Source organism: Vibrio sp. 2CM40D (assembly GCF_023161825.1).
GTDB lineage: Bacteria > Pseudomonadota > Gammaproteobacteria > Enterobacterales > Vibrionaceae > Vibrio > Vibrio alginolyticus.
The window spans coordinates 278,678-291,921 of the sequence record NZ_JALNTL010000005.1 but is presented as its reverse complement, the minus strand read 5'-3'; the positions used below and the strand labels follow the sequence as shown (position 1 = coordinate 291,921).

Annotated in this window: 12 protein-coding genes and 1 riboswitch; of the genes, 5 read left to right on the top strand and 7 right to left on the bottom strand. The window is 45.8% G+C overall.

Annotated elements, in window-relative coordinates; all coding sequences use genetic code 11:
• Positions 1 to 37: 37 nt before the first annotated feature.
• Together MTF70_RS13765 and mdh are read right to left on the bottom strand one after the other, a co-directional pair.
• Positions 38 to 229, bottom strand: coding sequence for a hypothetical protein (locus tag MTF70_RS13765; protein WP_005379661.1), 192 nt, complete (start codon positions 227 to 229; stop codon positions 38 to 40).
• A gap of 113 nt (positions 230 to 342) precedes the next feature.
• Positions 343 to 1,278, bottom strand: coding sequence for a malate dehydrogenase (gene mdh / locus MTF70_RS13760; RefSeq protein ID WP_005379660.1), 936 nt, complete (start codon positions 1,276 to 1,278; stop codon positions 343 to 345).
• Positions 1,279 to 1,637: 359 nt separating this feature from the next.
• Here mdh and argR point away from each other — a divergent pair, with 359 nt between their 5' ends.
• The 4 genes from argR (at position 1,638) to MTF70_RS13740 (ending at position 6,836) form a co-directional block, all read left to right on the top strand.
• Positions 1,638 to 2,108: a transcriptional regulator ArgR gene (gene argR, locus MTF70_RS13755; RefSeq protein ID WP_005379659.1), complete on the top strand. Its 471-nt coding sequence runs from the start codon at positions 1,638 to 1,640 to the stop codon at positions 2,106 to 2,108.
• A gap of 405 nt (positions 2,109 to 2,513) precedes the next feature.
• A complete protein-coding gene (locus MTF70_RS13750) occupies positions 2,514 to 3,482 on the top strand; it encodes a TAXI family TRAP transporter solute-binding subunit (protein ID WP_005379657.1) in 969 nt (322 codons plus the stop codon).
• Positions 3,483 to 3,773: 291 nt separating this feature from the next.
• Entirely contained in the window at positions 3,774 to 6,353 is a 2,580-nt protein-coding gene (locus MTF70_RS13745; protein WP_017820274.1) for a TRAP transporter permease, read from the top strand.
• A gap of 45 nt (positions 6,354 to 6,398) precedes the next feature.
• Positions 6,399 to 6,836, top strand: a complete 438-nt coding sequence (locus tag MTF70_RS13740; protein WP_005379654.1) for a universal stress protein — start codon at positions 6,399 to 6,401, stop codon at positions 6,834 to 6,836.
• 63 nt (positions 6,837 to 6,899) lie between these two features.
• On the opposite strand, the gene MTF70_RS13735 is transcribed toward MTF70_RS13740, so the two are convergent.
• The gene (locus tag MTF70_RS13735) at positions 6,900 to 7,976 is read right to left on the bottom strand and encodes an alkene reductase (protein ID WP_053306851.1); all 1,077 of its coding nucleotides are present in this window, start codon (positions 7,974 to 7,976) and stop codon (positions 6,900 to 6,902) included.
• Between the two features lie 92 nt (positions 7,977 to 8,068).
• On the opposite strand from MTF70_RS13735, the gene MTF70_RS13730 reads away from it, so the two are divergent.
• Positions 8,069 to 9,016, top strand: a complete 948-nt coding sequence (locus MTF70_RS13730; RefSeq protein WP_005379650.1) for a LysR family transcriptional regulator — start codon at positions 8,069 to 8,071, stop codon at positions 9,014 to 9,016.
• An 18-nt stretch (positions 9,017 to 9,034) separates the two neighbouring features.
• On the opposite strand, the gene thiQ is transcribed toward MTF70_RS13730, so the two are convergent.
• The 4 genes from thiQ to MTF70_RS13710 all read right to left on the bottom strand — a co-directional run bounded on the left by thiQ (position 9,035) and on the right by MTF70_RS13710 (position 13,244).
• Entirely contained in the window at positions 9,035 to 9,739 is a 705-nt protein-coding gene (gene thiQ, locus MTF70_RS13725) for a thiamine ABC transporter ATP-binding protein (RefSeq protein ID WP_053306850.1), read from the bottom strand.
• On the bottom strand, positions 9,739 to 11,325 hold the full coding sequence (gene thiP, locus MTF70_RS13720; protein WP_017820277.1) for a thiamine/thiamine pyrophosphate ABC transporter permease ThiP: 1,587 nt from the start codon (positions 11,323 to 11,325) through the stop codon (positions 9,739 to 9,741). The genes thiQ and thiP overlap by 1 nt, the downstream gene beginning before the upstream one ends.
• A 41-nt stretch (positions 11,326 to 11,366) precedes the next feature.
• Entirely contained in the window at positions 11,367 to 12,359 is a 993-nt protein-coding gene (thiB, locus tag MTF70_RS13715) for a thiamine ABC transporter substrate binding subunit (protein WP_005379642.1), read from the bottom strand.
• Between the two features lie 72 nt (positions 12,360 to 12,431).
• A riboswitch (TPP riboswitch) is annotated at positions 12,432 to 12,568 on the bottom strand.
• A 37-nt stretch (positions 12,569 to 12,605) separates the two neighbouring features.
• A complete protein-coding gene (locus MTF70_RS13710; protein ID WP_005379640.1) occupies positions 12,606 to 13,244 on the bottom strand; it encodes a flavin prenyltransferase UbiX in 639 nt (212 codons plus the stop codon).

Below are 13,244 nucleotides of genomic sequence, written 5' to 3'. Positions count from 1 at the left end.
TTTTTACGTTTGATACCTAATGACGACGCCGGAGGCGCTAGTAATATCTGTCACTACCGCCATGCAGTTGTGGATCATCTTCTATTTCATCAAAGCTAACGGCGAGCTGCTGTTCAGTCCCTTGTTTGGACAACAATACCGTCTCTGCTTCATGGTCGACCACTAATATCGTACCGACGCCTTGTTGGCACTCAACAACCATGCCTTTACGGATTCGACTCGCTTCCATCATCTTCTCCTTCACTACGTGGTTTTATTCGACCATTTTTACGAAGTTGAGAAATCAAGGATCAAAAAAGCCGATCAAAATGATCGGCTTTCTTCTTATATAGGCTTTCTAGATTACTTTGCGAATTCAACACCAATGTTGATGTCGCCATTTAGTGTTTCTAGCATACCGTCTAATGCAGACTTTTCGTAATCGCTGAGTTTGCCGTAGCTTAGTACTTCTTCAACGCCTTCTTTACCCAGTTTCACAGGTTGCGCGAAGTAAGTCGCGTGTTCGCCGTCGCCTTCAACGTAAGCGCACTCAACTACGCCTTCTTCACCTTGAAGAGCACGAACCAGAGACAGACCAAAGCGACATGCAGCTTGGCCCATTGACAGTGTTGCACTACCACCACCCGCTTTCGCTTCTACAACTTCAGTACCTGCATTTTGAATACGTTTCGTTAATGCTTCTACTTCTTCAGCTGTAAACTCAACACCTTCTACTTGAGACAGTAGAGGTAAGATCGTTACGCCAGAGTGACCACCAATTACTGGCACGCGAACGTCACCTGGATCTTTGTCTTTTAGCTCAGCAACAAACGTTTCTGAACGGATAACATCCAACGTTGTTACACCAAATAGACGACGCTTATCATAAACACCCGCTTTTTTAAGAACTTCAGCAGCAATTGGCACTGTTGTATTTACAGGGTTTGTGATGATACCAACACAAGCTTTCGGACAAACAACCGCAATCTTCTCCGCTAGCGATTTAACGATACCAGCGTTTACATTAAATAGATCCGCACGATCCATACCTGGCTTACGCGCAACACCAGCAGAAATTAGCACAACATCCGCGCCTTCTAGTGCTGGAGTAGGATCTTCACCAGCGTAACCTTTGATAGAAACTGGCGTAGGGATGTGGCTAAGATCAGCGGCCACACCAGGAGTTACTGGAGCAATATCATATAGGGCTAGATCAGAACCAGCAGGAAGACGGTTCTTAAGTAGAAGGGCCAGGGCTTGACCGATGCCACCAGCGGCACCAATAACGGCTACTTTCATGTAGTTCTCCTTGAGAGTATTTCTCTTATAAACGTATTCGTAGGGTAGTTTGTAACCAACTTAAATAAAGCTATCGGAATCACAACTTGATTACAATCAATTAACGCTAGCTTTGCGACCTCGCGCAACTCGCTGTTACCGTGCTACAAATGGGGCTTGGATTATTCTTTTATTCTGTTGAAATGACAAGGAATTCAAGAAAACAGATACAGCCCTACTTCAGCGCGCTAAAGAATTCTATGTGGTATATAGTTTACAGTGACGCATCTAACATAATCCTGGGACTCTTTGGCACCGCCTGAATATATATGCGAGAATATGCAAAATTGCTGACCCGTAATAAGAGATTTGTAATGACTATGCGCAATTCAGAAAAACAAGACAACTTAGTTCGCGCCTTTAAAGCCCTGTTAAAAGAAGAAAGCTTTGGCTCACAGGGCGAGATTGTTGACGCACTCAAACAGCAAGGGTTTGAGAGTATCAACCAATCTAAAGTCTCACGTATGCTGACTAAATTTGGCGCCGTCCGTACGCGCAATGCAAAAATGGAAATGGTTTACTGTCTTCCTGCTGAGCTAGGTGTCCCAACAGTCAGCAGCTCTCTGCGTGAACTGGTACTAGACATCGATCGTAATGCAGCGTTAGTGGTAATTCACACCGGCCCAGGTGCAGCACAGTTGATTGCTCGCTTGCTTGATTCACTCGGTAAATCCGAAGGTATTCTTGGCGTTGTCGCAGGTGACGATACCATTTTCATTACGCCAACCATGGCAATTACGACTGAGCAACTCTTCAAATCAGTGTGCGAGCTGTTCGAATATACTGGTTAAGTTCTATAAAGCTTCAATCAGCTAACTCATTGTGGGTTATAAAAGAAGTCTCATTTTGTAGCCCATAATTTATGTAAATTTTTTGCTTACTCCGCTCATTATTTAACCGCCCATTTTGTGATTAACATCACGCAATTGATCTTTTTCATTTCAGTCACTAAACGTCAATTAAGTAATTGTTATAAAAAGAATTAAATCACAAATTGAATCCTATCCCCTGATACAAAATTCAGACTTATCAACTATAACATTTAACAATTGGATAATTTTCTGCCAAATTTTTGTTATGATTCGCTCGCTTTTTCAAACGATTGGATTGAAAAAGGTGCCGTTTCCAAATAGGAAACTCCAGAAGTGATTTATGGTTATTTCCGGGTAAATAATGAATATAAGGAAGGGAAATTCATGGCATTTAACAAACTTCTCAAAGTAGGCGCTATCGCTGCAGCCGTAATGGGCGCAGGCGCAGTTAACGCTCAAGAGTTTATTACCATCGGTACTGGCTCTGTGACTGGTGTTTACTACCCAACTGGTGGTGCTATCTGTAAGTTGGTAAATAAAGGTCGTAAAGACCACAACATCCGTTGTTCAGTAGAATCAACTGGTGGCTCAATTTACAACGTTAACACTATCCGTGCAGGCGAATTAGATTTTGGTATCGTGCAATCGGATTGGCAGTACCACGGCTACAACGGTACGAGCAAGTTTGAAGAACAAGGCCCGTACAAGAAGCTACGCGCAATGTTCTCTCTTCATACAGAACCTTTCAACATCATTGCGCGTGCAGATTCAGGTATTGAAAATGTTGAAGACCTGAAAGGTAAGCGCGTAAACATCGGTAACCCAGGCTCTGGTGACCGTGCAACGATGGGCGTTGTCATGGAAGCGATGGGTTGGACAAACGACAGCTTCAAATTGGCGTCTGAGCTAAAAGGCTCTGAACGCTCTCAGGCACTTTGTGATAACAAAATTGACGCCTTCATTTACATGGTCGGCCACCCGAACGGTTCAATCAAAGAAGCAACCACATCATGTGATGCGAAGCTAGTTTCAGCAACAGGCCCTAAAATCGATAAAATTGTTGCCGACAACCCATACTACGCCTTTAGCTCAGTACCGGCTGGTATGTACCGCGGTACAGACAAAGACGTAAACAGCTTTGGTGTTGCAGCAACAATGGTAACGACCTCTGATGTTTCAGACGATGTCGCTTACAACGTGGCAAAAGCTGTGTTTGAAAACTTTGATACCTTCAAACGTCTACACCCTGCATTCGCAAACTTGAAGAAAGAAGACATGGTGAAAGCTGGTCTTTCTATTCCTCTTCACCCAGGTGCAGAAAAATACTACAAAGAAATGGGTCTAATTAAGTAATTACCTCAGACTCTACATACAGGCAGGAAAGAATATTTTCTGCCTGTTTGAGCATACAGGTTGTAGCACGTTCTAACTGTATGCTTCATTCGCCAGTTTTCTTCTGAAAACTGCGAGCTCATACCCAAGAAAACTTAAACGCCGCCTAACAGAGTATCCAACAATCAACACTTTGAGTTCAGGCAGCAAAATACTCGAAAGCAAACTTCGCTCCATTCACTACACTGATAGAGGCGAAGTGTGGTTCTCGATAAAAATCAGACAGGACCATCAATAATAAGGAAAAAGTACATGGCGACGAATCAAGCTCCGTCACAAGATGTGCAAGAAATGGTGGCTCAGGCAGACACAGGTGCACGTAGCCCTTCGGGAATGCAAGGACGAATCCTTTGGTTTGTTCCTCTGTGTTGGTCACTATTTCAATTATGGTACGCATCCCCGTTACCATTTATTTTCAATTTTGGCGTACTGAACGACACGGAAGCGCGATCTATCCACCTTACTTTCGCGATCTTTTTGGCTTTCACTGCTTATCCAGCGATGAAGAATTCTCCTCGCGATCATATCCCTCTTGTTGATTGGATACTCGCGTTGGCAGGCAGCTTTTCAGCAGCCTATATATACCTTTTTTATACTGAGCTAGCAGGACGCTCAGGCGCACCGACAACAGTTGATATCGTTGTTGCTGTTATCGGTATGCTCCTCCTTTTAGAAGCAACACGCCGAGCACTTGGTCCACCATTAATGGTCGTGGCTGCTGTTTTCCTTACTTACACCTTTGCAGGCCCTTACATGCCTGACGTTATCGCGCACAAAGGGGCAAGCTTGAACAAGGCCATGTCTCACTTGTGGCTAACAACTGAAGGCGTATTTGGAGTTGCGCTAGGTGTTTCTACCTCTTTTGTCTTCTTGTTTGTATTGTTTGGAGCAATGCTGGAACGCGCTGGTGCTGGTGCTTACTTCATTAAAGTTGCCTTCTCGTTGCTTGGCCATATGAAAGGTGGCCCAGCTAAAGCGGCCGTTGTTGCATCAGGTTTATCTGGTCTGGTTTCTGGTTCTTCAATCGCAAACGTAGTAACAACTGGCACCTTTACCATTCCACTGATGAAGCGTGTTGGCTTTCCCGGCACAAAAGCGGGTGCGGTAGAGGTAGCGGCTTCAACCAATGGTCAGTTAACACCGCCAATCATGGGTGCAGCAGCATTTTTGATGGTGGAATACGTCGGTATCTCCTACGTTGAGGTGATTAAAGCTGCCCTACTTCCAGCGCTAATCTCTTATATTGCTTTAATTTACATTGTTCACCTTGAAGCATGTAAAGCAGGCATGACAGGCCTTCCTCGTCGCCACAATCCAACACTAGTACAAAGTCTGCTGTCCTTTACTGGCACAATCTTAGGATTGTGTGTGATCAGCGCATTGGTTTACTACGGAGTGGGTTGGACAAAGGACGTCTTTGGTGATGCCGCGACACCAATTGTTACCGTCGCACTATTAATCGCGTACGTTGGGTTGGTGAAAGTCTCAGCAAATCACGTGCAAGATGGCGCAATTGAGATTGATGCAGAATTAACAGAAGTACCTGATCCTGGCCCAACCGTTAAGTCAGGCTTGCACTACCTACTCCCTATCGTCGTATTGGTTTGGTGTTTGACTGTCGAACGTTTCTCACCTGGCCTTTCGGCATTCTGGGCAACGGTATTCATGATTTTCATTTTGCTGACTCAACGTCCGTTGATTGCACTGCTGTCAAAGCAAGGAGACATGCTTCAGCAAACCAAAGATGGCTTTGTCGATCTTGCCGAGAGCTTAGTTTCTGGTGCGCGCAATATGATTGGTATCGGCGTTGCAACCGCGGCAGCGGGCACCGTTGTTGGTGTTGTTACACTAACGGGTATCGGCCTAGTGATGACCGACTTCGTCGAGTTTATCTCTGGTGGCAGCATCATTCTTATGCTGCTGTTTACCGCCATCATTAGCTTGGTTCTGGGGATGGGTCTGCCAACAACGGCGAACTACATCGTGGTCTCTACGCTAATGGCGCCGGTTATTGTTACGCTCGGCGCAGCGCATGGCTTAATTATTCCGTTGATAGCGGTGCACTTGTTCGTTTTCTACTTTGGTATTTTGGCCGACGATACCCCACCTGTAGGCCTTGCGGCTTTTGCAGCAGCAGCAATTGCGAAATCAGATCCAATTCGTACTGGTATCCAAGGTTTTACTTACGATATTCGAACCGCTATTTTGCCGTTCATGTTTGTGTTCAATACCCAGCTATTGTTAATGGGGATCGACTCTTGGTGGCATTTGGCACTCACAGTCATCTCATCGATCATTGCAATGCTGATATTCTCTGCGGCAACTCAAGGGTGGTGGTTCACGCGTAACAAGTGGTGGGAAACAGTCCTATTATTAGTACTGACATTTTCGTTTTTCCGTCCAGGTTTTTGGTGGGACATGCTGTACCCAGCGAAAGTTCTTTCTCCTGGCGTTGAGGTAGCTCAAATCACGGAAACACTAAATGTAGGAGAATCATTGGAGTTACGTGTTGCCGGTGAAAACCTTGAGGGCGACTACATTGAGAAAACGGTTCGTCTTCCATTCGAAGACAGTGCGACAACAGCAGACGCACGTATTTCATCTATGGGTCTGATGCTGACCGAAAGTGACAACAAAATGATTGTCGATATGGTTGAATTTGGTAGTCCAGCAGAGTCCGCAGGTATCGACTTTGATTGGGAAATCAAGTGGGTTATCCAGGATGCAGACCGTCCGATGAAAGAGTGGGTGTTTGTACCATGCTTAATGATTTTGCTGGTGCTTGCCATGAACCAAAAACGTCGTGCTCGTAAGGAACAATTGAGCGCATAACCGATTTGGCCCCGAGGATAAAGGGGCCTTAATGAGAGACATTGAATGTACAAACAAATTCTTGTTCCGGTTGATCTAAATGACCAAGGCTTTTCAGACCGAGCGGTTGAACTAGCGGTTTGGCAGGCAAAGCAAGCAAATGCTCAAATCCATCTTCTGACGGTACTACCTGGTATTCACATGTCGATGGTTGCCACATACTTTCCGAAAGATGCTGCGGCCAAAATGAAGCAAGACGTGAAGCAGCAACTAAAAACTTTCGCTAATGAGCATATTGCTGAAGATGTGGTTTACCAAGTGCATGTTGCTGAAGGCAAGGCCTACGCGACCATTCTTGATTATGCAGAACGTTTAGGCGCTGATCTCATCATTATGCCAAGCCACAAGCGCTCTAAAATCAATAAAGTAATGCTTGGCTCTGTCGCGAGTAAGGTTGTGGAATATTCTCCAATCAATGTGATGGTCGTAAAACCGCAAGGCTAAGTAAATACAGAAACGAAAAAGGACGCTAACATTAGCGTCCTTTTTATATGAAACAAGTAAGGGTTATGCCATCACTGGGTAATCGGTATAACCTTCTGCTCCCCCCAAATAAAAGTGTTCTGGTTTCGCCTCATTAAGAGGTGCATTTTTCTTAAATCGCTCAACTAAATCTGGGTTTGCGATAAAGGGAACGCCAAATGCGACCACATCAACTTTGTTTTCTGCAATTGCTGTTGCCGCTTCTTGTGCACTGTAGCCCACGTTCGCCATTAAGTGACCTTGATAGTTTTCGCGTGCTGGCTTGAGAACATCTGCTTTTTGTACGCCTTTCAGATCCGCACGCATCACGTGCCAATAAGCAAGATCGAAAGAATTAAGTTGCTCTGCTAAGTAACGCACCAAACCAACTGGATCACTGTCTTTCATGTCATTAAATCCATTTAGCGGAGATGTACGCAGACCGACTCTTCCAGGTCCCCACACCTCAACGACTTCTTTCACTATCTCAAGTAAAAATCGAGCACGATTTTCAACCGAGCCACCGTATTCATCGGTACGTAAATTTGAACCGTCACGAAGGAAGTTATCAATAAGATAACCATTGGCGCCATGTATCTCGACCCCATCAAAGCCGGCTTTCTTGGCGTTTTCTGCACCTTGTTTAAACGCCGCAACAATGGAAGCTATCTCATCAACTTCGAGTGCTCGTGGTACCGTATATGCTTGCTTACCCGAAGGGGTATGGACTAATTCATCACGAATGGACAATGCGCTCGCCGCTACAGGTGTTTTGCCTTCATTCAAATCAGGATGACAAGCTCGTCCCGCATGCCAAATTTGCAGTACAATCTTACCGCCTCTCTCATGAACCGCATCCGTTACCTTTTTCCAAGCTACGATTTGCTCTTCGTTGTAAATGCCCGGCTCTGCCATAAAAGCAGACGTACCTTCCATCACCATGGTGCATTCAGCAATGATAAGTCCGGCACTCGCACGTTGAGCGTAGTATTCAACCATAAGGTCATTAGGAATATGGTCTGCGCCAGCACGAGCTCTCGTTAAAGGCGCCATAATAGCACGGTTATCTAATGATAATTGACCGAGTTCGATAGGAGAAAATAAGTCTACAGAGTTGGACATGTTGTTTACCTCAAATGACAATAACTTGATGGCTAAGGATGAGGTGCCAGACTATAATCAGATTAATATTGAAACAATATGGATAATTGAAAGTGATTGTTCGCAATTTAGAAACAATTGACTTTAGAACGCTTTCTATCTTTGTCACAAGCTGTCGACTACTGAGCTTAACCAAGTGCGCGCTGGAGTTAAACCTACCGAAATCTACTGTTAGTAAAGCCATAACCAAACTCGAACAACACTTTGAAGCCAAACTCCTAGAGCGCACAACCCGAAAGTTAGTGATCACCGAAGCTGGCCAAATGGTTTTAGAGCGTGCTGCAAGCTTAGTTGAGGAATTCCACTCAATTGGCCATGACGTACAGGAGATGGAACAACAGATCCAAGGCCGGCTGCGTATTTCCGCGCCACCAGCGTTGGATGCGTATATGGCGGAACACATCTTTTTGCCATTTTTAAAACAATGGCCAAAAGTACAAATTGCGTTAGAAGCATCGAACGATTTTGTTGATCTGTTTTCACACGGCTTTGATATGGCAATTAGAGTCGGTCAGATAGTTGATGATCGATTAATCGCGAAAAAATTAGGCTATACCACTCGAGTCCTGGCTGCTAGCCCTGAGTATTTAGCTGAGTTCGGCGTACCTGAAACGCCAGAAGACCTGACAAAACATAACTGTTTGAGGTATCAATATGTTTCAGAAATAGGACCTTGGACGCTGATCTCACACGATAATACCGTCAATGTTTCAATAACCAGTAACTTCTCAAGTACAACTGTAGAAGCAATATTAAAAGGCGCACTTAAAGGACTAGGCATCGCGAACTTACCTGTGCAGAACATGACGCAAGAGCTAGAAAGTGGCACCTTAGTCAGAGTGTTACCGCAATGGCACACGGTACCAATGCCTATTTATTTAGTCTATCGTCCTGGAGCAAACCGCCCACGGCGTGTACAAGCAATGATTGACCATATCATGAGCTTAAGATCTCAATTTGAATTTGGCCCTAGGCATGGTTTGTGTTGCGGAGAAGCATAACCTAGCAACTATCAGGCACTAGCATGCTGCTCGGATAAATGCCGCAAGCTTCTCACTAGCATGCTGTTCACTCAATGCAGACATATCACCCGCGGCTTCCACTTTACCATCTGCCACAAACACAAAGTGGCTGGCAATCGCTTTGGCATCGCTTAAATGGTGCGTGACCATCAATACGGTTATTCCCCGCTCTGCTGCGAGTTTTTTTACCAAGCTCAGCATCTCTTCACGCAACACCGGATCAAGCGCCGAGAACGGCTCATCCAATAGCCACATGGGATGAGGCTGAACAAAACAACGCGCTAAGGCAACACGTTGACGCTGGCCACCAGAAAGATGCTCTGGCAAACGGTCGAGGTACTCTGCAACACCAACTTGCTGCGCGGCTTGTTCAATCTGACGATTTTGGTCCACCGTAAGCTTTAGCCCTGGGTGTAAGCCCAAACCGATGTTGTCACGCACCGATAAGTGAGCAAACAAATTGTGCTCTTGGAACAACATAGAGAACGGACGCAGATAAGGCTCTTTACGCACAATGGACTCACCATCAACACAAATATCACCACGGTCAGGATGGATGAATCCTGCCACCAACGCCAGCAAGGTTGACTTCCCTGCCCCACTTGGTCCCATCAGCGACACAATCTGTCCTTGCTCAATCGTTAAGTCAAAAAGAAACAGTTCACGTTGGTAGGTGTACTGCACATCATCCAACACTAACATTACGCTCTCTCCTTCGTTTTCAATACTTTCTCAATCAAGGCAAAACAGCCCACACTCAACAACAATAAGGTCACCGATACCACCGCAGCCGCGTCCATCTGATAGCTGCCAAGCAGCTGGAATAAATACAGAGGTAAAGTGCGGAACTCTTGTCCGCCAAACAACGCAATAGCACTTAAATCGCCAATCGCAAACATAAAGCTGATCGCAAACGCATGTGCAAACGGCTTGCGTAGCGCCTGCCACTCCACCACTTTAAACCGTTGCCAGCCACGCATGCCTAAGCTGGCACATACATACTGATACTGTTGTTCAATGTGCAGCATTGGCTGCGCTAGCGTTTTGATCACGTAAGGCAAAGCCATCAAACCGTTCACCAAAATCACGACAAAAAATGCCAAGCTAAAAACATCGGTAAATGCGCGCAGTAGTAAGAATAAACCGGTGCTAATCACCAGACCTGGAGTCACCAAAATAACGGTGCCGATTAACTCAATCTGATCGGCTCGCGTGTTTTTGTACTGCAACCGCCAACGGCGACTGGTCAATAGTATGGACACCCCTGCAGCGACCGCAAGCGCGCTAGCGACACAGGCGACTTTGAGGGAGTTCAATAGCGCAGACCAAAAACGCTCATCGGTTAATACTGTCCAAACTTGTTGGTTGATGCCACTCAGTAACACCATCAATAACGGCGGTATTACCAGTAAAAAGGCACCTATGATCCAAAAGCTATCCCAAGCTTTTGACCACCCATGATCCTTCGTTAAATATTGCTGTACCGATGTGCTTCCAGCACTGATAGAAACAGGCCTTGTTAACTTCTGCACTCCAATAGCAAGCAGTCCACATAACAGCATCTGCCACAGCGCCAATAACGCCCCAGCTTGTAAATCAAAATCAAACTTAATCGCTTGGTAAATGGCCAATTCAATGGTGGTGGATTTTGGCCCGCCCCCCAACGCCATTACAGTGGCAAAACTGGTAAAGCACAACATAAACACCAACCCACAAACGTGGGGAAGCTGCTGCCTTAAACGCGGCCATTCTACCCAGCGAAACTTATCCCAATGGCTCATCCCAAGATGCGCGCAAAGCTTATGCTGCTCGGCAGGAATAGACTCCAAGGCTTGCAGAAGCAATCGTGCCGCGTAAGGTAAATTAAAGAACACATGGGCGAGTAAAATGCCGTTCAAACCGTAAATAGAGAATGGCAGTTTAGTGTCGAAACTTTGCAACCACTGCGCCAACAAACCACTGTTGCCATAAATCGCTAACAGCCCAAAAACACCAACCAAAACCGGCAAAACCAGTGTCGATGCAAACAGCTTAAGCAGTAACGATTTACCAATAAATTGGCGACGCGAAAGTGCGTGCGCTACTGGAATGGCAAAGCCAACACTGAGCAATGTGGAAAGAAACGCTTGGTAGAAACTGAACTTGGTGACATGTTGATAGTACGGGTCGCCCCATACCACAGACACATCAAGTGAAGGGGCTTGAACAATCAAAGCACCTAGGGCAGAAATAACAAAGGTCGCGATGATCATCGCGACCCCTAAACCTATTTTTGGAACAGAATTCAAAGGTAAAACCTATCTCATTCAGATGAGGATGGAAACGTCAGCTAAAACGTCAATGCGCTTTGCCATTCGCGAATCCAAGACTTACGCATTTTTGCCACTTCATCAGCACTAAAGCTCAACGACTTGCTTGGAACACTCAAAGTTTCAAAACCTTTAGGTAACTCAACGTCAGTGACTGGGTACATCCAGTTACCCGTTGGCATCGCCGATTGGAACTCATCACTTAAAATGAAACTCATAAATTGATCAGCAAGTTCTGAATTTTTTGCCCCTTTCACTTTGGCGGCTACTTCAACTTGCATGTAGTGGCCTTCAGCAAAATTCGCCGTAGCAAACTTCGAATCGTTTTCCGCAATTAAGTGGTACGCAGGTGAAGTGGTGTAAGAAAGCACTAAATCGGACTCACCATTGAGGAACATAGAATACGCCTCAGACCAACCTTTCGTGACCGTTACGGTTTTGCTCGCTAGCTTCTGCCACGCTTGCGTCACATCGTCGCCATAAATAGATTTCATCCATAGCATTAAGCCTTGGCCCGGCGTTGAAGTCCGCGGATCTTGGTAAATCACTTTCAGATCGTCGCGCGTTTCCACCAGCTCTTTCATGCTTTTCGGCGGATTAGCCAGTTTCTCTTTGTTGTACACAAACGCGAAGTAGCCGTAATCGTACGGTACAAACGTCGTGTCACTCCAACCGTTTGGTAACACTGTGTTAGCCGTATCCACATTGTGCTCGGCAAGCAGATCGGTTTTCTTCGCTTCTGCCATCAGATTGTTATCCAAACCTAATACGATGTCCGCTTTGCTATTACCGCCTTCAAGACGAAGACGATTCAGAATCGACACACCATCGTCCAACGCTACGAAGTTAACGTCACAGCCACATTTTGCTTCAAAAGCTTGCTCGATTTTAGGACCCGGCCCCCAATCTGCGGCAAAAGAGTCGTAGGTATAGATGGTTAATGTGTTTTCAGCGGCAAACGCTGAAGTAGAGGTGATTGCAGCTAGGGCAATCAGATTTAGAGTGGGTTTCACTGCTCGCTCTCCATGAGTATTTCAGAGAAATAAGTTGAGCGGCACAGGGTTTGAGGCGGCTATTAAGGACTTCCAATATCCAGACTCAATTCCTACGCCAGCATTATCTGGTTCAGGTAATACGGGTCCCTAGTTAAACACTTAGGTCTCAGCGCCCCAATGCATTGATTGACTCAATGCTAAATGGGTTTGCTCCCCGATGAGTTGGATGGATTGTAAAGGTATTTGAGTGGTTACACAATCAGCTCACGAGCGCTGGTCATAACCCCAACGAGGCACCAAACCTTGCTCAATACCTAAGTGGTCAAGAATTCTCGCCACCATAAAATCCACTAAGTCTTCAATACTCTTTGGCTGATGATAGAAGCCTGGAGCTGCTGGCATGATGGTGACGCCCATTTGCGACAGTTTGTGCATGTTCTCCAGATGTAGCGTTGAAAATGGTGTTTCGCGAACCACGAGCAACAGCTGCCCGCGCTCTTTCATTACCACATCAGCGGCCCGCTCGATCAAGTTATCTGACATACCATGCGCAATCGCTGCAACGCTTCCCGCAGAACATGGGCAAACCACCATTTGCTTTGGTGCAGCAGAACCAGACGCAACCGGCGAGAACCAGTCATCTTTACCGCAAACGGTGATGTTATTTCGATTGCAGTTCAGGTGCTCTACCAATGCTTGCTGCGCCGCTTCTGGGCCACTTGGTAGCTTAAGATTATGCTCGGTTGCCATCACAACACGAGCCGCCGAAGAAATCAGAACGTAGACATGATAATCCGCCGCAACCAAGCATTCTAAAAGACGAAGGCCGTAGGGAGCACCAGAAGCACCCGTTAATGCCAACGTGATGGCTTTTTTATGAGAGGGTTGTGTTTTGTTTTGCAT